At 45.3% G+C, this 22,668-nt stretch carries 16 protein-coding genes; 7 read left to right on the top strand and 9 right to left on the bottom strand.

The genetic code is table 11. From position 1 onward, the window contains the following. Positions 1-8: 8 nt before the first annotated feature. From C6Y39_RS02055 to C6Y39_RS02015, 9 genes are all read right to left on the bottom strand, one after another. A complete protein-coding gene (locus C6Y39_RS02055; RefSeq protein ID WP_105929651.1) occupies positions 9-1,169 on the bottom strand; it encodes an IS30 family transposase in 1,161 nt (386 codons plus the stop codon). Positions 1,170-1,385: 216 nt separating this feature from the next. Beyond that, entirely contained in the window at positions 1,386-1,859 is a 474-nt protein-coding gene (locus C6Y39_RS02050; protein ID WP_014979985.1) for a (2Fe-2S)-binding protein, read from the bottom strand. A 3-nt stretch (positions 1,860-1,862) separates the two neighbouring features. After that, a complete protein-coding gene (locus tag C6Y39_RS02045) occupies positions 1,863-4,184 on the bottom strand; it encodes a molybdopterin cofactor-binding domain-containing protein (RefSeq protein ID WP_105929650.1) in 2,322 nt (773 codons plus the stop codon). A gap of 592 nt (positions 4,185-4,776) precedes the next feature. Further along, the gene (gene gcvP, locus C6Y39_RS02040) at positions 4,777-7,686 is read right to left on the bottom strand and encodes an aminomethyl-transferring glycine dehydrogenase (RefSeq protein ID WP_105929649.1); all 2,910 of its coding nucleotides are present in this window, start codon (positions 7,684-7,686) and stop codon (positions 4,777-4,779) included. 121 nt (positions 7,687-7,807) lie between these two features. After that, positions 7,808-8,197: a glycine cleavage system protein GcvH gene (gene gcvH / locus C6Y39_RS02035; RefSeq protein ID WP_105929648.1), complete on the bottom strand. Its 390-nt coding sequence runs from the start codon at positions 8,195-8,197 to the stop codon at positions 7,808-7,810. Positions 8,198-8,248: 51 nt separating this feature from the next. Further along, positions 8,249-9,328, bottom strand: coding sequence for a glycine cleavage system aminomethyltransferase GcvT (gcvT, locus tag C6Y39_RS02030; RefSeq protein ID WP_105929647.1), 1,080 nt, complete (start codon positions 9,326-9,328; stop codon positions 8,249-8,251). Between the two features lie 200 nt (positions 9,329-9,528). After that, positions 9,529-11,751: an alpha-N-acetylglucosaminidase gene (locus C6Y39_RS02025; protein ID WP_105929646.1), complete on the bottom strand. Its 2,223-nt coding sequence runs from the start codon at positions 11,749-11,751 to the stop codon at positions 9,529-9,531. 61 nt (positions 11,752-11,812) lie between these two features. Next, positions 11,813-14,455 carry a TonB-dependent receptor gene (locus tag C6Y39_RS02020; RefSeq protein WP_105929677.1) on the bottom strand — a complete coding sequence of 881 codons (2,643 nt, stop codon included), beginning with the start codon at positions 14,453-14,455 and terminating at the stop codon, positions 11,813-11,815. A 211-nt stretch (positions 14,456-14,666) separates the two neighbouring features. Then, positions 14,667-15,701 carry a LacI family DNA-binding transcriptional regulator gene (locus tag C6Y39_RS02015; RefSeq protein ID WP_105929645.1) on the bottom strand — a complete coding sequence of 345 codons (1,035 nt, stop codon included), beginning with the start codon at positions 15,699-15,701 and terminating at the stop codon, positions 14,667-14,669. A 188-nt stretch (positions 15,702-15,889) separates the two neighbouring features. On the opposite strand from C6Y39_RS02015, the gene C6Y39_RS02010 reads away from it, so the two are divergent. The 7 genes from C6Y39_RS02010 (at position 15,890) to C6Y39_RS18695 (ending at position 22,651) form a co-directional block, all read left to right on the top strand. Beyond that, positions 15,890-16,975 carry an acyltransferase family protein gene (locus C6Y39_RS02010; RefSeq protein ID WP_105929644.1) on the top strand — a complete coding sequence of 362 codons (1,086 nt, stop codon included), beginning with the start codon at positions 15,890-15,892 and terminating at the stop codon, positions 16,973-16,975. Between the two features lie 10 nt (positions 16,976-16,985). Beyond that, positions 16,986-17,864 (top strand): glucosamine kinase nucleotide-binding domain-containing protein, encoded by an 879-nt coding sequence (locus C6Y39_RS02005; protein ID WP_167390602.1) that lies wholly within the window; start codon positions 16,986-16,988, stop codon positions 17,862-17,864. Positions 17,865-17,883: 19 nt separating this feature from the next. Further along, positions 17,884-18,867, top strand: a complete 984-nt coding sequence (nagB-II, locus tag C6Y39_RS02000) for a glucosamine-6-phosphate deaminase NagB-II (protein WP_105929676.1) — start codon at positions 17,884-17,886, stop codon at positions 18,865-18,867. Between the two features lie 2 nt (positions 18,868-18,869). Beyond that, positions 18,870-19,997 (top strand): N-acetylglucosamine-6-phosphate deacetylase, encoded by a 1,128-nt coding sequence (gene nagA / locus C6Y39_RS01995; RefSeq protein WP_105929642.1) that lies wholly within the window; start codon positions 18,870-18,872, stop codon positions 19,995-19,997. A gap of 123 nt (positions 19,998-20,120) precedes the next feature. Next, complete coding sequence (locus C6Y39_RS01990) at positions 20,121-21,437, top strand: sugar MFS transporter (protein WP_105929641.1); 1,317 nt, start codon at positions 20,121-20,123, stop codon at positions 21,435-21,437. A gap of 93 nt (positions 21,438-21,530) precedes the next feature. Continuing rightward, positions 21,531-22,379, top strand: coding sequence for a LysR family transcriptional regulator (locus C6Y39_RS01985; RefSeq protein ID WP_105929640.1), 849 nt, complete (start codon positions 21,531-21,533; stop codon positions 22,377-22,379). A gap of 95 nt (positions 22,380-22,474) precedes the next feature. Beyond that, positions 22,475-22,651 (top strand): hypothetical protein, encoded by a 177-nt coding sequence (locus C6Y39_RS18695; RefSeq protein WP_167390601.1) that lies wholly within the window; start codon positions 22,475-22,477, stop codon positions 22,649-22,651. Positions 22,652-22,668 lie beyond the last annotated feature (17 nt).

Raw genomic sequence — 22,668 nt, 5'->3', positions numbered from 1 at the left:
CCTTGAGTTCAATCAATGGGCGCAACACATTGGTTAAATCTCTGTGCTGGTGTTTCATAGTCTAACGTTTTTCTTGGTCTTTCGTTAAGTTGTCTCGCTACACTGCTAAGTTTTTGTTGGCTGTGTACTGATAAGTCGGTACTTTTTGGAAAATACTGTCGTAGTAATCGATTGGTGTTTTCATTGGTACCACGTTGCCACGGTGAGTAAGGATCGCAAAGATAGACTTTTATATCCGTGGCTAGTGTGAATTGTTTGTGGTCTTTAATTTCTCTCCCCCTGTCCCAAGTTAGAGATTTATATAGTTCCTTAGGTAGCTTTTGAGCGTGCTTGATAAGTGCAGCAATCACGGTCGACGTTCTACTATCATCCACTTTCGCCAGCATTACGAATCGAGAGTGCCTCTCTACTAGTGTCGCTATGTAACTGTTGTTGGAGCCACATATTAGGTCGCCTTCCCAGTGACCAGGGATCGCTCTATCTTCAACTGATGCAGGTCGTTCACTTATAGAAACAGCATCAGGGATTTTGCCTAGACCTAACCTTTTCAGTGAAGATTGACGAGATTTGCGAACCGCTCTTTTTGACCGCAAAAACTTTTGTAGCTCTTTCTTTAGAGCGCCTCGCGTCTGAATGAAGAGTGTTTTATAGATGGTTTCGTGAGACACGTACATTTCCTGATTATCGGGGTATTGTCGCTTTAACCAACCCGCAATTTGTTGTGGCGACCATGCCCTTTTAAGCTTAACAGCTATTAGTTTACATAACTCTGGGGATCCAATTAACTTACATGGCTTAGGTCTCAATGCTTCATCCCATGCTCGTTGTTCAGCTTTCACGGCGCGGTAGTGCTTCAACCCACCATTTCTTTTTACTTCACGGCTAATTGTAGATGGCGCTCTGGACAAACGTCTGGCAATTTCTCGAATGGATTGTTTACCGACTAAGCATCGTGATATTTCTTCTCTTTCATCAAGCGAGAGAGACTGTGGATGTCTTTTTCGTTCTGGTGGCCGAAATCCACCAGTTTGATAAATAGTTGGCATAATAGAAGAGTGAAAGCGATCAAACATTCTAGCTATATCATGCAGCGAATCACCTCGCTTATATCTGTCCCAAATAAGCGCTTTCTGTTCTGGTGAGTAATAGATACGTTTTCTTTGTTTCATGGCAACATTCCTCCTTTAATAAGGATAGCGTTGCACTCACCAATTGAACTCAAGACGTAAAGCTGCTCTCCAATTAAAAGTAGTGAAATCCAGCAACTCGCTTTAAGCAGTCTACAAGACTACCAACCCTGTAGGCGAAATATTCAGGTTAGTTCTGAGCTTATGCAAATTAAGATGTTCTTCTCAGACCAACCCGTTTTCTCGAAAATTAACCTCTTATGTCGTCTGCTGAATCAAAGCTGCAGCATGTTTAATGGCTTTTCGAATCCTATGATAGGTGCCACAGCGACAGATGTTGTCGCTCATAGCTTCATCAATGTCATTATCGTTGGGATTGGGATTAGACTCCAAGAGTTTGACGGCGGTTAAAATTTGTCCCGCCTGACAGAACCCACACTGAGCGACATCTTCGTTTATCCATGCTTCTTGCACCGGATGCAGAATATCATCGACCGCAAGTCCTTCAATAGTGGTTAGCGATGCACCCTCCACTTCTTCCATCGGAACAATGCATGGGCGGACTAGCTCCCCGTCTTTAAAGATAGTGCAAGCGCCACACACGCCAACACCGCACCCATATTTTGGGCCAGTAATACCAAGTCGATCACGCAAGAGATACAGGAGCTCATCATCGTTTTCAGCGTCGATAGAAACCGGGTTATTGTTAACATTAAATGTAATTTGTGGCATGAATTAACCCTCTGGATAGAAGTCACGAAGTGGAAAACGACGTGGTGCTATTCCCGTCGCCCTGGCAAATGCGTTGGCTATCGCCGCTGCCGCCGCAGGCACTACCAACTCGCCTGCACCTCCCGGTGTTTCTCCGTTAGGCGGCATAAAATGCACTTCAATATCCGGTGGCGTGTTGCGCATTCGAGCAATTTCAAAATCACCGTAACTGCTCTCGCGTATTGCGCCATTGTCGAGATGTAAACTGGTGCGAATCATGTAGGTAATGGCATCGGTTGCCGCACCGATAACTTGCGCCTCAAGGCCGGTTGGATTCAATACTCGGTTCACATCCAGCGCGACAACAATCTTGGTGACTTTACTTTCTTTCTCCGGATCTTTGAACGTTTGTAATTCAACAAGCACGGCAGCTCGAGACTTATACTCTTTATGCAACCCGAGGCCCTGGGCACGTCCTTTTTCCATACTCCTTCCCCAGTTGCCCTCTTGAGAAACTTTCCGCAGAACAGCTTTGGAGCGCTCATCATCAAGCATTTGTAACCTGAACTGGTATTCATCCTTGTTCATTGCGCGTGCCAATTCGTCAACAACTATCTCGTTTGCGACGGCAGCTGTGCCGGAGTAGATGCCGCGCCAAGAGGAGGTTGGCACAACGAATTTTTTTTCGTTTAGCAGCAAAGAAGTTACACCAAACTTATATTGCACTAGTTGCGTTGAATGCCAGATTGTCTGGCTGAAAGCAGCGGGCGCTAATTCTCCTCCCAATGCAGTAATACCGTCGCCAAAGCCATGTTCGAGATCCAGTTCAGCGGTCGCAGCGCGGTGGTCAAACGACAACACTTTTTTGCCGATTAAAAAACCTCTAGTGTAAGTCGCTTTTACGTTATGCAAGCTGAGCGGTCGTGCGCGGCCAAACTTTGTGTCGTCCTGTCGAGTAAACATAAGTTTGATGGGTCGGTTTACCATTTGTGAAATACGGGCGCCTTCAACTGCTGCATCAAAAAATAAGCGACGGCCAAATGAGCCGCCGCTCTGAATTACATTCACCTCGACGTCAGTGGGTAAGACTCCAAGGTCACGCGCAATTTTGGCTTGTGCTGCAAGTGGCGTCTTGGCGCCAGTCCATACCCTGATCTTTGAGCCGGTTGCATCGGCAACTGCTGTCATGGTTTCCATAGGGGCATGCGCCAAATAAGGAAAGATGAACTCGCCGCCAACCGAATCGGTAGCCAGAGGGATTTTAGGTAAGGTTGGCAGGTTTATCGCACGTAACTGCTCAATGACCTCGGCGTCAGATAAATGTTCGGCAGCACCCACACTCCATGTAATATTAAGTGCATCACGCGCCCGAAAAGCTTCGCCAAAGGAACGCGCAACAACGGCCACGCCAGAGGAATTTGCATCAACATCCAACGGAACTTCTTTTATGGCAAGGACACCGGGCAGGCCTATTGCCTCAGAATCGTCAAACGTGATCACGCAACCACCTAAGCTGGGTGGCCTAGCGACCACGGTGGGCATCGCGTCTGGTATGTCGAGATCCATCGCGAAATCTAGTTTGCCGGTAACAATATCGCGCGCGTCAGCCCGCTTTTGCGGCGTACCGATAATTTTGTATTGAGACGGGTCTTTAGGCTTTGCCAGTCGAGCTGCATCGTTGCGTCCCTCAACACCTGCGGTGAGCTCAGAGTAAGCAATGCGGCTGCCATCGTTATCAATTGCAAAGCCATTTTCTGTGCTAATGTCGTTCACAGAAATCCCGAAATGCACTGCTGCTGACAATTTTATCTTATATAACAGCGCTGCCGCGACCTTGCGCAACGGATCCCAAAGAGAGGTTACGGCGTGAGAGCCCCCTGTAATTTGACCAGTCGCTCGTCTGATTTCTGCCGGAGATAAAGTCGCATCAATCGAGGACATTTCAACGTCCAGCTCTTCGGCAAGAATCATCATTGCAGCAGTTAATATACCTTGCCCTACTTCCATTCTTGGAAGCTCAAAACGGACACGGTTATCACTCGTTATCTTAATTAAATAATCGTAGTAGAAAGGGTCACCGGAGATAAGCAACAGATCTGTTAAATCCAGTTCATCTGCAAGTTCCGGTATACCTAACAACTGGGCGTTGGCATCCTGAGGACGTATAGCTCCGCTAGTTATATGTAACGCAACAGCAAAACTCGAACCCTTAAGTATGTAACCAATAAACTTTCTTCGTCCGGTATTTTCTAACTCGACAATGTGTTCGTCATCACTACCGGATTGATCATGTTTCTGCGAGGAGTTAATCGTCTCTATTTGTTCTGCATGGTTGCTTTTTGTCATAAATTCTCCGTTTCAGATCAAGACCTTCAATCGTTAACTTAAGCTTGAGAAAAGTCGTTTATTTATCGTAGGCATTTGCAACTTGCTAAACAAATGTTAATCAGATGTTACCACTGCGTACACTTCATTGAACATTAATAATAATTAATACTAAAGTTGGGGCTCCCCTTTTGTAAGGAGCATATTTTCTATGAGTTGGATTGTTGAAGTTAATTAGGCTTTAAATACTCACCCGCTTATAAGGTCGATATTTCGCTTTCCAAAACGAAGCATCATTACTCTGCTTAAGTTGCTCGTCTGAGATTTCTAAGGCTCATCCCTCTGTAATAGCGACTTTACCCACTACGAACGTGATTTTCTTTATAAAATCAACAATATAGAAATCTGAGACCAGGACCGGAGTTTAACCGATGTGTTGCGCCCACTGATTGAACTCAAGGTCTAAAGCGGCCCCCCAAGATTCAATAGAAGGAGAATCACCCCGCTCTAAAAGTAACCGTTTAAATCCTAGAGCTAGGAAAACAAAAAAGGCGAACCTCTCGGTTCGCCTTTCAAATCAATAAAGCTTTAACAGCAACGCTGCTAAACCAACCTACTCCTCAACATAGCTCTCAATGCTAGGGCAAGAACAAATTAGGTTGCGGTCGCCATAAACGTCATCAATACGGTTTACCGTTGGCCAGAATTTGTTTCTGTGTACTTCTGGTGCTGGGTACGCCGCTAGCATGCGGTCGTAGCTGCGGTTCCAGTCGCTGTCACAGATATCCGCTAGCGTGTGCGGAGCATTGTGTAGAGGATTGTCTGTGGCATCCCACTCGCCGCTTTCTACTTTCGCTATTTCTTGGCGAATGCTAATCATGGCGTTAATGAAACGGTCTAGCTCGTACTTTGCTTCTGATTCTGTTGGCTCAATCATAAGCGTACCCGCTACTGGGAAGCTCATGGTTGGCGCATGGAAGCCATAGTCGTTTAGGCGCTTCGCAATGTCTACTTCGGTTACACCGCTTGCTTCTTTAAGCGGGCGCAGGTCTACAATACATTCGTGCGCTACGCGGTCGTTGTTACCTTTATAAAGTACCTTGTAGTGCCCCTCTAGCTTCTTAGCCACATAGTTAGCGTTAAGAATAGCAACTTCGGTTGCGCGGCGAAGGCCAGCGCTGCCCATCATTTTGATGTACATGTAGCTAATAGGCAGAATAGAGGCACTGCCCCATGGTGCTGCCGATACCGCACCACAGTCTTTACCCGCCGTTTCTACGTTAATAACCGTGTGGTTTGGTAGGAAAGGCGCAAGGTGCGACTTAACACCAATTGGCCCCATACCTGGGCCACCACCACCGTGTGGAATACAGAAGGTTTTGTGTAGGTTAAGGTGCGATACGTCTGAGCCAATAAAGCCCGGTGACGTAATGCCCACCTGCGCGTTCATGTTCGCGCCGTCCATGTAAACCTGACCGCCGTATTGGTGAACGATGTCACAAATCTCGCGCACGGTTTCTTCATATACACCGTGGGTAGACGGGTATGTGATCATGGCGCACGATAAGTTGTCACCCACTTCTTCTGCTTTCTTGCGAAGATCGTCAAGATCTACGTTACCTTTGCTATCACAGGCTACTACTACCACTTTAAGGCTAACCATTTGCGCAGACGCAGGGTTAGTACCGTGGGCAGAGCTTGGAATTAGGCACACGTTTCTGTGACCTTCGCCGCGGCTTTCGTGATAACGCTGGATAGCCAATAGGCCTGCGTATTCACCTTGCGCACCTGAATTAGGCTGCATTGAAAGGGCATCGTAACCGGTTACGTTAATTAGCCACTCGCTAAGCTCGGCAATCATTTCTTGATAGCCCGCAGCTTGGTCTAGTGGTGCAAACGGGTGAAGCTGACCGAACTCTGCCCATGTTACTGGGATCATTTCAGCCGTTGCGTTTAGCTTCATGGTGCACGAGCCCAATGAAATCATTGAGTGGTTAAGCGCCAAGTCTTTGTTTTCAAGGCTCTTGATATAACGAAGCATCTCTGTTTCAGAGTGATACTTGTTAAATACTTCGTGTGTTAGGAAATCGCTGGTACGTACAAGATCGTCAGGGATAGACTTAACAGCTTGTGTAGTAACTTCTGCGTCTAAACCTTCAACAGTAAGGCCATGCTCTTCACCAAGCAGCACGTCGAATAGCGCAACAATGTCTTCACGTGTCGTAGTTTCATCAAGCGACACACCTACCGCACCGTCAAGGTCTGCACGTAAGTTCATGCCTTTAGCGTATGCGCTTGCAAGTACGTCTTCTTTGTTGTTAACCATTACGGTTAGCGTGTCGAAGTACGTGCTGTGCTTAAGAGCTACACCTTTCTCTGCGCCTTTCTGGGTTAAACCAGTGGCAAGAATGTCGGCGAAGCGGTGAATGCGCTCGGCAATGGTTTTTAGACCTTGTGGGCCGTGGTATACCGCGTAGAAGCTTGCCATGTTGGCTAGCAGCACCTGCGCTGTACAAATGTTTGAGTTCGCTTTTTCACGGCGAATGTGTTGTTCACGAGTTTGCAGCGCCATGCGAAGCGCTGGGCGTCCGCGGCTGTCTTTACTTACGCCGATAATACGGCCAGGTAGTGAACGCTTGTAGCTGTCGCGTGTTGCAAAGAATGCCGCGTGCGGACCACCGTAGCCCATAGGCACGCCAAAGCGCTGTGCACTACCCAAGGCAACGTCTGCACCAAGCTCGCCTGGCGACTTAAGCATTATCAAGCTCATTAGGTCAGCGGCTACTGCCACAATGCCTTTGTTCGCTTGTACCGCAGCAATGATGTCGCTGATATCTTTTACTTCGCCGGTAGAAGTTGGGTATTGAAGTAGCGCACCAAATACGTCGTGCTGTGCTGCCTCTTCTGCCGCGCCCTTGATGATTTCAAAACCGAACATTTCTGCGCGGGTTTCTACCACGTCAACCGTTTGGGGGTGAACGTCGTTAGCGATAAAGAACGCATTCGCTTTTTTGTTCTTAGACACACGCTTGGCAAGGCCCATTGCTTCTGCTGCAGCCGTACCTTCATCAAGTAATGACGCCGACGCTAGCTCTAGGCCTGTTAGATCAATAGTTACTTGTTGGAAGTTAAGAATGGCTTCCAAACGGCCTTGTGCAATTTCTGGCTGGTACGGCGTGTACGCAGTATACCAACCTGGATTTTCTAGCACGTTGCGAAGAATAACGTTAGGTACGTGCGTATCGTAGTAACCCATACCAATGAAAGAACGGTTAATTTTGTTCTTTTGTGCAACGGCTTTAAGTTCACTTAATGCTTCAACTTCTGTCGCCCCTTCACCACATTTTAGTGGCTCTGGTAGCGCAATACCTGCTGGTACCGTTTGCTCAATTAAATCGTCAAGTGAGCTTGCACCAATCGCAGACAGCATTTCTTCAATTTCGCCTTTACCCGGGCCAATGTGACGGCGGATAAATGTATCTTTTTGCTCTAGTTGAGCCAATGTAGGGGAAGTATTCGACATAACGTTGTTAAGCACTCGTAATGGTTGCCGCAAGGGCGCGTTAAATCTTTAAGTTAAAAAGGGGCTGAATTATCTTCATGCCCCTTTTTAAACGATGTATCTATCAAAACAGCGTTACGAATTACTCTTCGTCAATGCTGTTTTCGTAGCCTTCTGCATCAAGTAGACCTTCTACTTCTTCTGCATCATCAGCTTTAATTTTAAATAGCCAACCGTCGCCATATGGGTCAGTGTTAACTAGTTCTGGTGAGTCTTCTAGGTCTTCGTTAATCGCTACAATTTCACCTGAAATTGGTGCGTAAACGTCAGACGCTGCTTTTACTGACTCAGCAACACAGATGTCGTCGCCAGTGCTTACCGCATCGCCAACATCTGGCAAATCAACGAAAACCATGTCGCCAAGTAAGCCTTGTGCGTGTTCAGAAATACCTACAGTGAAAACACCGTCACCATCAGGGCGAACCCATTCGTGCGTAGCGGCATAGCGTAAATCAGTTGGGATGTTGCTCATAATCGTTCCTGTTATTCTCTGTTAACTTTTGGGGCCTAGTAGCTATTGGCCTTATAAAACACTTTTTCCATTGCGTACAAAGGAGGGCTTAACCACTTTTACTGTAACCCACTTTTTGCGCATTTCCACTTCTACTGTTTCACCAACATCACGTGGTACTCGTGCCATAGCAATTGAGTGACCTAGTGTTGGAGAGAACGTACCTGAAGTAATAACGCCTTCGCCGCTTTCTGTTTTCACTTTAAGACCGTGACGCAGCACGCCTTTTTCAGTCATCACCAAGCCTACTAGCTTGTCAGTACCCGCTTCGCGCTGCGCTTCTAGTGCTTTACGCCCTACAAAGTCGCGTTCTGCCGGTTCCCATGAAATTGTCCAGCCCATGTTAGCGGCTAGTGGCGATACGGTTTCATCCATATCTTGGCCGTACAGGTTCATACCTGCTTCTAGGCGAAGGGTGTCGCGCGCACCCAAGCCGCATGGCTTAACGCCCGCGTCTAGTAGTGCTTGCCAGAAGCTTTGTGCTTGCTCAGCTGGCACCATAATTTCGTAGCCCGCTTCACCGGTGTAGCCCGTGGTTGCGATGAACAAGTCTTCAGCTTGTACGCCAAAAAATGGCTTCATACCTGCTACTGCTTCTTTTTGCGCTGCACTAAATAGCGTTGCCGCTTTTTCTTTAGCGTTAGGGCCTTGTACCGCAATCATGGCAAACTCAGGGCGCTCGGTAATGGTTACGTCAAAGCCTTCTGCTTTGCTCATTAACCAGTTCATGTCTTTTTCGCGGGTTGCTGAGTTAACCACTAGGCGATAGTTAGTTTCGTCGAAGTGATAAACGATAAGGTCGTCTACAACACCGCCTTCTTCGTTAAGCATGCCGCTGTAAAGCGCTTTGCCTTTGTCTTTTAGTTTTGCCACGTCGTTGGCTAAAAGATACTGAAGATACGCTTTGGCTTGTGCGCCTTTTACGTCAACAATGGTCATGTGAGATACATCAAACATACCAGCGTCTTGACGCACAGCGTGATGCTCTTCAATTTGTGAACCATAGTTAATTGGCATATCCCAGCCGAAGAAATCGACCATCTTCGCACCCGCTTCTAGGTGCTTTGCGTGTAGGGCGGTGGTATTAGACATTCCACTTACTCTTTTTAATTTGAAAGGTAGAAAACGAAAATGAGTATAGTGGGCTAACGTTTATGCAACAAATTGGAAATTTTTATCAATACATTTAAAAAGTAAATGTATTAATGCATCTGGATTAGGTATACAAATGTAAAAACCCCGTACTCAATAAGTAACGGGGCTTTTAATACCTGTGACTATACTACTTTTTATTACCGAGTTATGGCCTTCATAAGTACTTCCGCATCCTCAATTGGTGTTTCTGGGATAGATTGAGTTGGAATTTCAGTGCGATTTATCCAATCGCGTTCCCATTTTATTAGCGCTTCTTGCATTGCGGCATCATCAAATGGCGTTTGGGTTTCCTTGGCGATGCGGTACGCAGATAAGTACATTTTCCAGCGAGGCAAATAATAGTCTTTGTACATACCCTGCCACGCTTTAGATGCATAATCTTTCAGCTTTGGTCCACCCCATTGCGTTACTTGCAAGCGCGCATTATTTACGTAATAAGCAGACTCTTGCGCAGTCTCACCATAAGCTGAGGCGTCACTTAACCACGTGTGCAGGCTTTCTTGATGAAACCCTAGCAAGTTGTCTAACTTAGTGATGGCAACGTCAATTGAGGCCATAAGTTCGTCGCCACGTTCGAAGTCTTTTGATGAATACGCGTTAACCACCTCTTGCAGCATAAGGTCAACATGTAAAGACACTGCATGCTTCACAAAATCGACAATATCGTATTGATATAGGTACGCATTACCCATCAACGGTGCCAGCTCAATTAGCTGTGAGATACCATCGTCTAAGGCCATTAAATTGCCCGGGTGCTCATCAAAATTTACAATGTCGATTGTTGGGCGCTTAAACAGCAAGTACGCACCAGCTGAGCCTTCCCACCAGCGGCTTTTCCAATAGCTAACAGAGAACACTCCTTTTATCACCTTTTCCCATGCTGCGATAAGTTCGGGTGAAGTCTTTCCATAGCGCGCTTTAGTATAATTTGCTAGCCACTCTTTCATATCGGGCTTGGCGTTCCAAGGCAAATCGAACAGAAATTCATACGCCACAGAATTGTTATGGATCCCCTCGGGAAATACACCAAACCCGGTTAGCTCGCCTTTTTTGTCAGAGTTTGTCACCACATCTAGCTGCTCGACATAGTCTGAGAAGTCAGCATAAACAGGATCTGAACCTCCATAGTTGTGAATGAAGCCAAACACCCATGGCTTGCCTTTGAAACCTTCCGTTCGCTGCCACACGTGATATCTGTCATTTCCGATATCGTGGATCATCGCTTTTTGATCGGGAACATCTTTTAAGAACGCTTCGATAGATGCGAGGTCCCAGAATTCTTCGTCTGCGCCAAACATCCATCCTTGCATTACCCACACAGCATCAGGTGCAACCTGTGCAATAGATTCGTAGATGCGTTTTCCATAGGATGCGAGCTCGGCGTGTCGGTTCTCTTCAGAAACCGGCGGTAGCATTTCGTTAAATGCGTCTGATAGGTAATAGTCCTGTACACCATAAATTTCGGTATAAAGCTCAATAAATCGCTTAGCCACTGTTTTAAAGAGGGGGTCAGCGGGGTCTAACCAATAGGTAGCATTTTCAAATCCAGTCCAGCGTGGCATTTCATAAACCTTGGCGTCGGGAAAACGCTCAACAAACGCTTTAGGTACATAGCCACTAAACGCAGGTACAACGGGCTGCATACCCAACGCTTTCATGCGCTTGAGGATTTGTTTTTGCAGTTGATGTTTTTTGTTTATCCAACTTTGCGGGAGAGGCCCCTCGTGCCCTTCGATATTCCCCATGCGTTGCCATGGCGTGAACGCTGGGCCAGAAAAGTAATCGGCTAGTTCTTTATCGGTAACGTCGAAATCCTTCCATAATGCTTGCCATACAAATTCTTGCCCTTCCATGGCAACAGGATTGTTTACTCCGTGAAGCGCCATCCAGTCTATTTCTTTCTCCCAACGCTCCCAGCCCCACCAAGGTGTTGTATAGCCGTAAGCACAAACATTCAGGTAAGTGCGTTGCTCAAATGGGGTTGTTGTTTTTGCACCGTCAAAGTCTTCAAATGTATCAGGAAACGCAACGCGCTTCCCTTCCCAACTTACCGACAAAGCGCCCTGTTCTCGCAAGTATTGATAAGCGCCATATGCTAGTGCGGTATGACTATTTGCCAGCACTTCTGCTTGTCCATCAATGACGTTTACTTCAAACCATTCTGGCTCATCATCAGCCACTTTAGTTGTTGTTATATTTTTTACTTGTCCTTGCGTTACTCGCTCTAACACAGCGCTTATCGCTGGTTCTGCTTGTTTAGGGGCAACGTCTGAAACGTCTTGCTGCTTGTCGCAGCCAACTAATACAGCAGATAAGCTTAGGCATAAGGCGCTTATCGAGTGTAACCACGTTTTCTTCATTGCTTAATATCCTGATAAAAATCGTAGAAGAAATGCTGCGGTTGCCCGCAGCGCCTATGTATTAAAATGAGTAGACTGCACTCAGGTAGTAGCTAGAACCTATGATACTTGTGGTCTGCCATACTGGCTTCTCTTCGGTGAAATAGGCCTCTTCGTTGTTACCATTGATATTTAATGCTCCAAAACGAAGATTAAGCGCTTCAGTTAAGTTATAGCTCAGCAAGATATCGACTTGATTTCTACCATCGACAACCCGCCCTTCTCGTGCAAAAAACGCGTCAGTATTATCTTGGACATAAGGGCTTCGATTATTTACAGCGACCCTTGCACTGAACGTATCGTTTTCCCAATAACCTATGAAGTTCCACGTTTCTTCTGAAGAGTTAGTTAGAACGAAGTCTTCACTATCTTCTGCATCGATGAAGGTATAATTTGCTGAGAAACCGAAACCATCGATAGGTAACAATGCGTCCAAGCTTTGGTTCCAACCTAGCTCAAACCCTTTGATAGTTGTGCCGCTATCATCGTTGTAGGTGCTGGTGATTTCATAGATGTTACCTTGCGTGTCCACGCAATCTTCCGGCGTTCCACTTAGCGCAACGTCATTGTAGCTATCAGGGCAAACAAACTCAGAAACCGACCCATTCTCAATTTCTTTCCAGAAAAGGGTAAGTGCTACGCTATCCCCCTCGCCGTAATACCATTCTAACCCCAAGTCTGCTTGATCAGCTGTTAATGCTTTCATGTTGGGTTGACCGAGGTCTACGGTGTAAGTCCGCGTACCAAATGAATTATTCACCGATGTTTCAGAAGCAGCAATCTGCGTACGAGATGTCAACAATGGTCGAACAAGCACCTTTGCCGCTGCAAATCGCGCTTGTACATCATCTGTTAATTCGAGCACTACGTTTACGCTAGGTAGAAAGTTGCTGTAGTCATAGTCGAAGTCTGTTTCGCCAATAATTAAACTAATTTCGGAGTTGATAGGGCTACTCTCACCGGTCAAATACGTGCTGATTGTTCTATCGGTAGTTTCGTAACGCCCGCCGACATTCCCCCTTAAGGTCATCTCACCTAAATATGTTTCAAAGTCGAACTTACTGTAAACAGATAAAATGTCTCGCTCTATACCGTATGACGACTGTGCGGCGAATAGAGTTGGAACCGTTACCCCCTCAGCTACAAGCGCATCTCGATAAGCCTGAATATCTGGTGCAACCCATGCGTGCTCTATAGACATTTGGTTGTCTAAAAAATCAGTAACCATGTAGTTGAAATCAGTCATTAATGGAAGGTCGCTAGGGTCTGCTTCACCTATAGCGAATCGGTCCGTTCGATAGACCTCTCGATCGAACTCTTCTTTTCGGTACTTACCTCCAAATGCAAAGCCCGTAAAAAACTCTCCTTCTAACACGCGAATTGCGTCAAATTGAAGAGCTGTTTCAGACGAATCCATATATCGCGTTGCGCCATTTGGATACTCATTTCTTGGCATATCCGCTGGGTATAAAGCTGGGTCAGTCAAATCCTCGTCAACATCAAACACCACGTTGTTGCGATTTGAGATATCCATATTGGCAGACACTGAAGTTGCTAAAATTACCGCCTCTTCGGCATGCACAGCTTCCCCTTTGGTGTAGTGAGCAACACCTAAAAGAGTCCAGTTTTCAGTTTCGTATCTGGATGAAAGCGTAAAAGCCTTACTAGTAGCCTGTTTATCTTCAGCCTGGCGATTATTTTCTAGCGTGAAGTTGTCTATGCGCACTTGGTTATAAACACCATTTACTGGTTCACCGAGTAGCGTGATATCGTCGCGATCGAACAAGAAAACCTGCTGGTTCAAATCTTGTACCGTGTCGTCATCGGCATAAATTGCCGTAAACGTTGTTTCAAAATTATCACTAGGACGCCACTGTAATGCACCATTCATCAGATAGCGTTTGGTTTCCCGGTCAATACGACGATAGCGTGGACGGCGCGGAATATCGTTGCCTTCATCATCACTGAACCATCGCCCCATCCAGAAGTTATCTACCCTATCGTCAAGCTCCTGATAACCCGCATTTAAAAATAACCCTACGGTGTCATCGGCAAACTGGTCGATGTAAGTTATATTACCTTTAGGTGTTACATTTTCTGTTGGTGAAAACTCTGAATATTGCCCCTTCACGGAAGCAACAACTTTGCGTTCGCTATAAGAAAGTGGCTTTGTAGTATCGATATTTATAGTGCCGGACAAGCCGCCAGTATCCATATCAGCACTCGGAGACTTAATGACAGAGATACTTGAAGCCAGTTCAGACTGAATGATGTCGTATCGGAAGCCACCAGTAAAATCAGCGCTAGCCATAGTCTGCCCGTTCACTGTTGTTCTAGCGTATTGCGCACCTAGTCCTCGCACGCTAATCGTAGAGCCTCTACCATTGATATTCGATATCTGTACACCAGGAATTCGTTGAATTGCTTCTGCGATATTTTCAGTGGGAAACTTACCAATATCTTCAGACGTTATGATGTCCGCAACCTTTGTTTCGTCACGCTTAAGTGCAGCAGCTTGAACCAAGCTGGAGCGATAAGTAACGTCGATACGCTCAACTTCACTGTCGCTAATATCTGGCGCGGACTGTGCCATCACCGCAGACGAACTCAATATGCCTAAGATTGCACTGGTTATTAACGTTTTCTTTGGACGAGCGTTATTCATGATGTGGTTCCCATCTTCTTTGTAGTGTTTATTTTCAGCTTCAGGCAACCAGCTGATTGATTTTACATTTTGATTTTTATTATTTGCGGTGTTTTTTTCATCACCTGCATTCGACGCTATCAACCAATGTCAACGTTGTCAATAAAAAATAAAATTGAGTATCTTAAAAATTTATCTAAAGAATGTATAAATCAAAGACTGGAGTTAAAGATTAAATTGCGCTTTTTAGCAAGGGTTTACAGGCCGAGTCTCTGACTACCACGTCAAGAGAAAACCCTCTTGAATCAACGGTGTATATATCATTAGACTTCATCATCTCAATAACCATGGCAGCAGCGGTCGCTGCAATATCGAAGTTGGGTTGATCAATCGTTGTCAGGTGCGGCCATGTTTGCATGGCGAAAGGGCTGTTTTCAAATCCAACAACCGAAAGCTCTTCCGGTACTGTAATATCATTAAGACGAGCACAAAATACTGCCCCTGCCGCAATTTCATCATTACACGCAAAAATAGCGGTAGGTCGTTTAGGCATAGAAAGCACCTGCTTGGCCATATCCATCCCAGACTCAAAGGTAAACTCTCCGTCAATAATAAGGTTTTTATCAAACGGAACATTTCTGGCTTCATGAGCGTTTTTAAAGCCTTTAACCCTCCCCAAACTGGATTCATGCGAGGCATGAAAGCCAAGAAAAGCAATGTCTCTATGGCCTAGTTCAAGAAGGTACTGAGTCATCTTGAAACCTGCATCCACGTCGTCTACATGTAAAACAGGCGCCAGACTATCCGGTGGTTGCTCACCCGATAAAATCCTTACAACTTTTGCATCTTTACTCAGTAAGAAGGTAACAAGCTCTTTATTTTCCGATAGTGGAGGGGTAAGGATAATGCCCCCAATTTGATTTGAACCTATCATACTAGCAAGCTCATTCCCTACCTCATCAGAGCGAGAGTCCGTTGGGTGTATGACAAGCTCAAACCCTTTTTTTCTGCACTCAGAAATTATGCCGTTTTGCATTTCAATCACGTAGTGGCTGTTGGGATTGTCGTAAACAAAGGCGAGTGAAAACGGTGCTTTACGCATAACTCTCGCTGTGTGATTTGGCTGGTAATTGAGTTGTTTTATTGACTCAAGCACCTTTTCTTTTACCGCTTCACTTACATTAGGTTCTTGATTAACCACTCGCGACACTGTTTTAAACGATACTCCCGCTAATTTCGCGACATCTTTAATTGTTGGCTTTTTCATTAAACTCTTATCAGTGAAAGGGATTTACTGCTAGAGAGAATAAATTGAAACCTCCTATCAAGCAAATTTCCTCCCCTGTAAACTTTCGGGCCGGCACTGCAAACATTCAATAAAAGTTAAAACACGATTGACAACGTTGACATAAAGGCGCTAGGGTAAGGCCTCTGGTTATAAAAAAAGCAATAAATATGTCATCAAATAAAAAATCCCAAAGACTATTGTCGCTCGATGTGTTTCGAGGGCTTACCATCATTGCCATGATTGTAGTGAATAGCCCTAATACATACGGTGAACTTTCTCATGCACATTGGATAGGCATCAACTTTGCCGACCTAGTGTTCCCTTTTTTCATTCTTATTGTAGGTGTAGCAATTAGTTTGGGGTTCAAAAATATCCACTCTTCTTCAGCAGCACTACCCAGTATTCTGAAGAAAGTGTGGCGCAGAGCCTTTACGCTCATTGGCCTAGGATTATTTGTAAATTTGTTCTACACCCACTTTGAGCAAATAAGACTACTTGGGGTATTGCAACGCATCGGCATTGTTTACCTGGTTTGTTGTTATCTTGCTATATACTGCAAGCCTAAAACAGTGGTAACAACGGGTGTCGCAATCTTGTTATTATATTGGGTATTCATTTTGATCGTTCCTGCCCCTGGTCTGCCTAGCGGCCATCTTGAGCGAGGTGAAAATATAGTAAATTGGTTCGACCAATTCGTACCGGGTATGCTGTGGCGAGGCACATGGGATCCTGAAGGCTTGCTCAGTACCTTTCCCTCTATCGTCACCGGCATAATGGGTATGCTCATTGGTCACATTATTATCAAAGGAAAAGGAGAGCTGCCAACCACTGTTATGAATTTATTCGTGTTTGGTTTCTTATCTTTTTCTCTAGGATGTATTTGGAGTCTCGGCTTTCCATTTATCAAACAGGCATGGACCAGCTCATTTGTATTGGCCACCGGCGGGATGGGTGCAATGATTTTAGCGTCAATGATGTGGTATACCGATGTTAAAGGCTTCAGATGCGGCACTAAAATAGCCACTATCTTCGGAGCCAACGCGATCACTGCCTACATTCTGCATGTCATAATCGAAAAGCTTCTTGATTGGAAATTGTCAGGTGCATCTATTCACAGTAGCTATACAGAATTGATGTCTACTGCTGGAGTAAGTGATTTCATTAGCGCTGCTATATGGGTCATCCTATTTCTTGGCGTTTGCTTTATCCCTGTATATGCCCTCTATCGCAAACAAATCTTTATAAAAATTTAAGGTGGAACCTTTGACCCAGAATTATTTTGTCGGCGTTGACGGCGGTGGAACCAAGTGTAAAGCACGACTAGAGAATGAATACGGTGATCTACTTGGTGAAGGACTGTCTGGTCCTTGCAACCCTGCTCAGTCAGCGGAAACTGCATTTACTTCCATAATTGAAGCTACTACCCAAGCATTAGAAGCAGCCTCGATACCTGCACTTCAATTGAAAGATCTCAATGTTTGCCTTGGTCTTGCTGGCGTTAATGTTCCTCGTTATCGGGCAACTGCAGAGAGCTGGATACTTCCGTTTAAATACACGCATATAACAACCGATCTTCACATCGCGTGTGTGGGAGCGCACGCCGGTAAAGATGGGGCAATTATTATTACCGGAACAGGCAGCTCAGCAGTAGCAAGCTTGTCGGGTACGTTAACTAATATTGGGGGCCATGGGTTTCCATTGGGCGATAAAGCCGGTGGGGCTTGGCTTGGATTAAGAGCACTGCAATACACTCTTGAATCATTAGACTCATTAATGCCCTCGTCCAATCTCGTTATTCGAATATGTGAGGCGCTGGGTACGAGCGACCCTCAAGAAATAGTTGGAAAATCATTGCACTATAAATCTAATGATTTCGGAAAATTTGCCCCAGTGGTCGTGAAGTGTGCCATCGACAATGACCCTGTTGCGCGAGCTATTGTGGAAGAAGGTAAAGAATATCTTTGCGAGATAGTTTCTCGCTTAAATAAGTTAGGAGCTAAACGTATAGCTATGATAGGCGGCTTGTCTTCGCAATGGGCCCAATGGCTACCTGAAAATATCAAGGAGCAGTTGCAACCTGCTATATGCTCGCCTGAATTCGGTGCAGTTTCATTAGTAAAACACGTAGTAAAGGAGCGTTAAATTGGCTTACGTTACAAAAATGGCGACTGAAGCGGCGGAAACGCCACAGGTACTAAAGCGACAACTTAACAACAACAACGCTATATACAAGAAACTGTCTGACGAGATAGCAAGACATGACCCAGAGTTCGTGTATATCATTGGCCGCGGCACCTCAGACCATGCAGGCGTGTTTGGAAAGTATCTGATTGAGACCGAAATGGGTTTACCCGTTGCGTCTGCTGCACCCTCGGTAAACAGTGTTTTCGGCAAATCGCTGCGATTAAATAGAGCACTCGTTTTCATTATTTCCCAATCAGGTAGAAGCCCTGACATACTCGCGCAAGCAAAAATGGCAAAGGAAAAAGGTGCCTTGTGTGTTGCACTGGTAAATGATGAGTCATCGCCAGTTAAAGACATCGTAGATATTTTTGTTCCGCTTTGCGCCGGCCCAGAGATTGCCGTAGCGGCAACCAAAAGCTATTTAGCAACGCTATACGCTTTATTGAGCATTGTCGCAACCTGCACCAAGCGTAATGATATTTACGAAGCATTGCTTGCCTTACCAGTACAATTAGAGTCGGTAATGACAACTCCCTTCGTACTTACTGCTAAGCACCTAGCACCGCTTAATCGATGCGTTGTTCTAGGTCGCGCTTTCGGTTACGCCATCTCTAGAGAAATAGCACTGAAAATGAAAGAAGTTTGTGGAATTCAGGCTGAGGCATTTAGCAGTGCAGAATTTCTTCACGGGCCAATATCTCTTCTAAATCGCAAAACTGCGATCATTGATGCACATATCCCCGACGCTTCAAGTAGCGTGCACAAGGTCCAAATTGAAGAAGTAGCCCGCAGAGGAGCACAGGTTTTCCCTTTGTTTGAGGTACAATCAGATATCCACCCTCTCACTTCTCCGCTAATTGTTATGCAACGTTTTTACTTAGATATTGAAAAAGCTGCCCGTGATATGGATATGGACCCAGACAGCCCTGTCGGGCTTAAAAAAGTAACGGAAACAATGTAGTCATGAAGTCTTTCTTTGCAAAACGCCTTTTTGATGGCTTCACACTTCACTCTAACGTTCGATTCGACGTGTATGAATCTCGAGTAGTAGCTTTCTATCCAGATTATGAAAATGTGACTAACGCTGAAATCATTGACCAGTTAGTGATACCCGCAATGGTGGATGTTCAAGTTAACGGTGGAGGTGGTGTTCAATTTAATGAAACACCGACACTGTCTGCGCTTCAGCAAATGGCGAACGCTTACTTAACAGTGGGCACCGGTAGTTTAATGCCAACTATTATCACTGACGACATTGAGGTTATGAATAAAGGTGCTGATGCAATTGCCTTGGGTCATAAATGGGATCCAGGTGCTATCCCAGGCGTGCACTTCGAAGGCCCCCACCTTAGCATAGCCAAAAAGGGCATGCATAGTTCAACGCATATCCGGTCGCTTAGCGACAAAGAGCTCGCTTTATTTACTCGAGATGACCTAGGTAAAGTAATTGTTACTCTAGCACCAGAGGCGGTTTTACCCTCCGACATAGAGACATTGACGAAAGCAGGGGTCATTGTATCTATAGGCCACACTAATGCGACATCAGATGAATGCTTTGCGGCTTTTGATGCAGGAGCTACGGGTGCCACACACCTCTTTAATGCCATGTCACCTTTCACCAGCAGAGAACCTGGTGTAGTAGGTGCCTCACTTTACAGAGACGATGTCTATTGCGGGTTAATTGTTGACCATCATCACGTTCACCCTGTGTCCGCAACGTTAGCGATAAAGCTTAAAGGCGATAAACGTCTGATGCTGATAACCGACGCCATGGCACCAGCAGCTAGCGACGTCGACCACTTTATTTACCAAGGCACGAAAGTATTCCGTAAAGACGATGCTTTGCGGCTTGACGATGGCACGTTAGCGGGTTCGCTTTTGACCATGGAACAAGCCATTCAGCATGCTCACTTCGACCTAAACGTTGAACTGCAGTCAGTGCTGAGAATGGCAACGTCAACGCCCGCTACATTTATAAAAAGCGAAAAAAGCGTTGGAACGCTACGCCTAGGTTCCATGGCTAATTTCATTACCTTGAACCAAGACCTACAGGTCAAACGCTGCTGGCGAAATGGTGAGCCTGTTCGTTAGTTTTGAGCAATTGTAGCCTTCACTCACTTGTACAGACAAAAAAAGTTCGAAGAATAATGGTCAAAGCATTTGGTTGGTAAAGACAACACTGTGACATAAAAATATAAAAAAGAAGGAAACGCGATGCAAACTGCAGTTAAATCCACCCCGTCAACAACACTTCCGATGGTGATAATCGGCACATTGTTTTTCGTTTTTGGTTTTATTACATGGCTGAATGGAGCACTCATCCCCTTCTTGCAAATTGTTTGTAATTTGAATGGAACAGAGGCGCTGCTGATCGCGTTTAGTTTTTACATCGCGTATGTGGTTATGGCGCTTCCTATGTCACTCGTGCTTAATAAAATGGGCTACAAAAACGCCATGACGTTTGGCCTTGTATTAATTGCATCAGGCTGCTGTCTGTTTGTTCCAGCAGCTAAAACGCAGACATTCATATTATTCATCACAGCTCAATTCGTAGTCGGTTCCGGGTTAACTATTCTACAAACCGCATCAAACCCATATCTGGTAAAAATTGGGCCGTCAGAAAGTGCAGCGGCAAGAATATCCATAATGGGGTTACTGAATAAAGGGGCTGGTTGGCTCGCTCCTATGGTGTTTATTGCCCTTGTACTGGGGGACTTGTCAGGTATTACCGAACAAAGTATCGCCGCACTACCAGAAGCTGAACGAAGTGCGCAAATACAACAATTAGCGCAAAGCCTTATAACGCCCTACTTAGGTATGGCCGCTGCGCTAGTACTGCTCGCAATAGCGTTAAGTTTTTCTGGCTTACCTGAACTCAATCTAGATGTTGAAGATAAAAAACTCTCCGAATACGGGAAAGGTAAAGGTTCTGTCCTTCAATTTCCTCAACTTGTGTTAGGTGTTCTTGCGCTTTTCTGTTACGTGGGTGTTGAGGTCGTTGCTGGCGATACTATTGGGTTGGCAGGTTCTCAGTTAGGCGTCCCAGGTGCTCTTGGACTTACCTCTTACACTATGTTCTTTATGGTTATTGGATATTGCTTGGGTTTATTACTAGTTCCCAACATTTGTTCTCAGCATCAATTACTTACCTTTTCTTCATTATTGGGCATCGCTTTGTCTATCGGAATACCTTTCACTGACACTGAAAGCCAACTGCTTGCTGGTTTTCTGTGGGGCTGGACAGGTATTGCGACACTTCCTGATCCTATTACTCTTATTGCACTATTGGGCCTTGCTAATGCTATCGTATGGCCAGCTGTTTGGCCTCTCGCTTTAGAGGGATTGGGCAAATTTACAGCGCACGGTTCTGCGTTATTGATAATGGGTATAGCAGGGGGCGCAATTATTCCTTTAATGTTCGGATTTACGGCTGATCAATTTGGAGTGCTAAACGCTTACTGGACAACTATACCTTGCTATGCGTTTATTCTTTTTTACGCACTTAAAGGATGGCGGCTAAGAGAATGGTAATTTAAGCGACGACTTTGTGGGTTTACGATACGGTTAAGTGTTATTCTTAATAGTAGTGTTTAATACCGGTGGTATCGGAATCCATATTTAACCATGAAGCAGCTTTCTTTAGACACGCTACGCACCTTCGTTAGCGTTATTGAACTTGGTGGCTACGCTAAAGCGGGCGACTTTTTAGGCCGTTCTCAACCAGCCATTAGCTTGCAAATCAAAAAGCTAGAGTCGCAGTTAGACCGCAAGCTATTTACTAAAGTAGGCCAACGTCATGTACCAAGTGCTGATGGAAACTGGCTTTACCCAAAAGCGAAAGAGCTGCTAGAACTTAATGACAATATCTTTCGAAGCCTAACACCTGCCCCACTTAGCGGCCGCTTACGCTTAGGCATTCCCAATGAATTTGCGTCAACGCTTCTGCCTGGCCTTATTGGCGAGTTTTCAAAACGCTATCCTGACGTATCGTTAGAGGTAACATCAGCGCTAAGCCGCGACTTGCTTCACCCCAGTCGGCGAGAGCACTTTGATCTAATTCTGGCCCTGGTTAACCCAGATGAAGAAACGGAAGGCGAAGTAGTACTAGAAGATGACATTGTGTGGGTTGGCGATACATCTCACCCGTTGGTGGGAAACAATATTCCATTAGTACTAGCGCCAGATGGCTGTATGTATCGAAGCCGGGTAATCGAACAGCTAAAGCAGCAAACGTTTGCTTGGAAGATTAGCTACACTAATGCCGATTTAGGCGGTCTGGTTGCCGCTATTCAGCAAGGCCTTGGCGTTACTGCGTTAGCAAAATCAAGCTTACCAGCCAATTTAGCAGTGCTAAACCACCCGCACTTACCTAAATTAGGTAAGGTGAACATTTGCCTGTTCAATCAAGATACACAGCACCCTGTGATAAGTAAAACCTTGGCAGAGTTCTTTAAAGTAAGGTTAACGCATTAACTGTTGTAGTTATTGATATTGCTAAGTAATACTAGAGGAACAGTCTGATAACATAGGTTACAGGAACGTAACTGTTAAAACGCCACGGAAGAATTATGATCTTGATTTTTTATGGTAGGCGAATTGAGGACGTAATGCTTTTTCTAGTAGCTTTTTTAACGGCTGGCGTTATAGCGCTTGGTTACTTCTTTAAAAGAGAAATGGCGAAGTTAGATCGTATTCAAGACAATAGACGCTGTTCGAATACGCCAGTAGAAAGTGACGAAAATTAACCCCCTATAGTTTTCTT

The organism is Alteromonas gracilis (assembly GCF_002993325.1).
GTDB lineage: Bacteria > Pseudomonadota > Gammaproteobacteria > Enterobacterales > Alteromonadaceae > Alteromonas > Alteromonas gracilis.
Note: the sequence above shows the minus strand (reverse complement) of the source record. Positions and strands in the feature narration are given on the sequence as shown.

Bases quoted from the DNA above. Each gene is read 5' to 3' on its own strand.
- C6Y39_RS02055 (WP_105929651.1), bottom strand. From the start codon at position 1,169: ATGAAACAAAGAAAACGTATCTATTACTCACCAGAACAGAAAGCGCTT.
- C6Y39_RS02050 (WP_014979985.1), bottom strand. From the start codon at position 1,859: ATGCCACAAATTACATTTAATGTTAACAATAACCCGGTTTCTATCGAC.
- C6Y39_RS02045 (WP_105929650.1), bottom strand. From the start codon at position 4,184: ATGACAAAAAGCAACCATGCAGAACAAATAGAGACGATTAACTCCTCG.
- gcvP (WP_105929649.1), bottom strand. From the start codon at position 7,686: ATGTCGAATACTTCCCCTACATTGGCTCAACTAGAGCAAAAAGATACA.
- gcvH (WP_105929648.1), bottom strand. From the start codon at position 8,197: ATGAGCAACATCCCAACTGATTTACGCTATGCCGCTACGCACGAATGG.
- gcvT (WP_105929647.1), bottom strand. From the start codon at position 9,328: ATGTCTAATACCACCGCCCTACACGCAAAGCACCTAGAAGCGGGTGCG.
- C6Y39_RS02025 (WP_105929646.1), bottom strand. From the start codon at position 11,751: ATGAAGAAAACGTGGTTACACTCGATAAGCGCCTTATGCCTAAGCTTA.
- C6Y39_RS02020 (WP_105929677.1), bottom strand. From the start codon at position 14,455: ATGAATAACGCTCGTCCAAAGAAAACGTTAATAACCAGTGCAATCTTA.
- C6Y39_RS02015 (WP_105929645.1), bottom strand. From the start codon at position 15,701: ATGAAAAAGCCAACAATTAAAGATGTCGCGAAATTAGCGGGAGTATCG.
- C6Y39_RS02010 (WP_105929644.1), top strand. From the start codon at position 15,890: ATGTCATCAAATAAAAAATCCCAAAGACTATTGTCGCTCGATGTGTTT.
- nagB-II (WP_105929676.1), top strand. From the start codon at position 17,884: ATGGCGACTGAAGCGGCGGAAACGCCACAGGTACTAAAGCGACAACTT.
- nagA (WP_105929642.1), top strand. From the start codon at position 18,870: ATGAAGTCTTTCTTTGCAAAACGCCTTTTTGATGGCTTCACACTTCAC.
- C6Y39_RS01990 (WP_105929641.1), top strand. From the start codon at position 20,121: ATGCAAACTGCAGTTAAATCCACCCCGTCAACAACACTTCCGATGGTG.
- C6Y39_RS01985 (WP_105929640.1), top strand. From the start codon at position 21,531: ATGAAGCAGCTTTCTTTAGACACGCTACGCACCTTCGTTAGCGTTATT.
- C6Y39_RS18695 (WP_167390601.1), top strand. From the start codon at position 22,475: ATGATCTTGATTTTTTATGGTAGGCGAATTGAGGACGTAATGCTTTTT.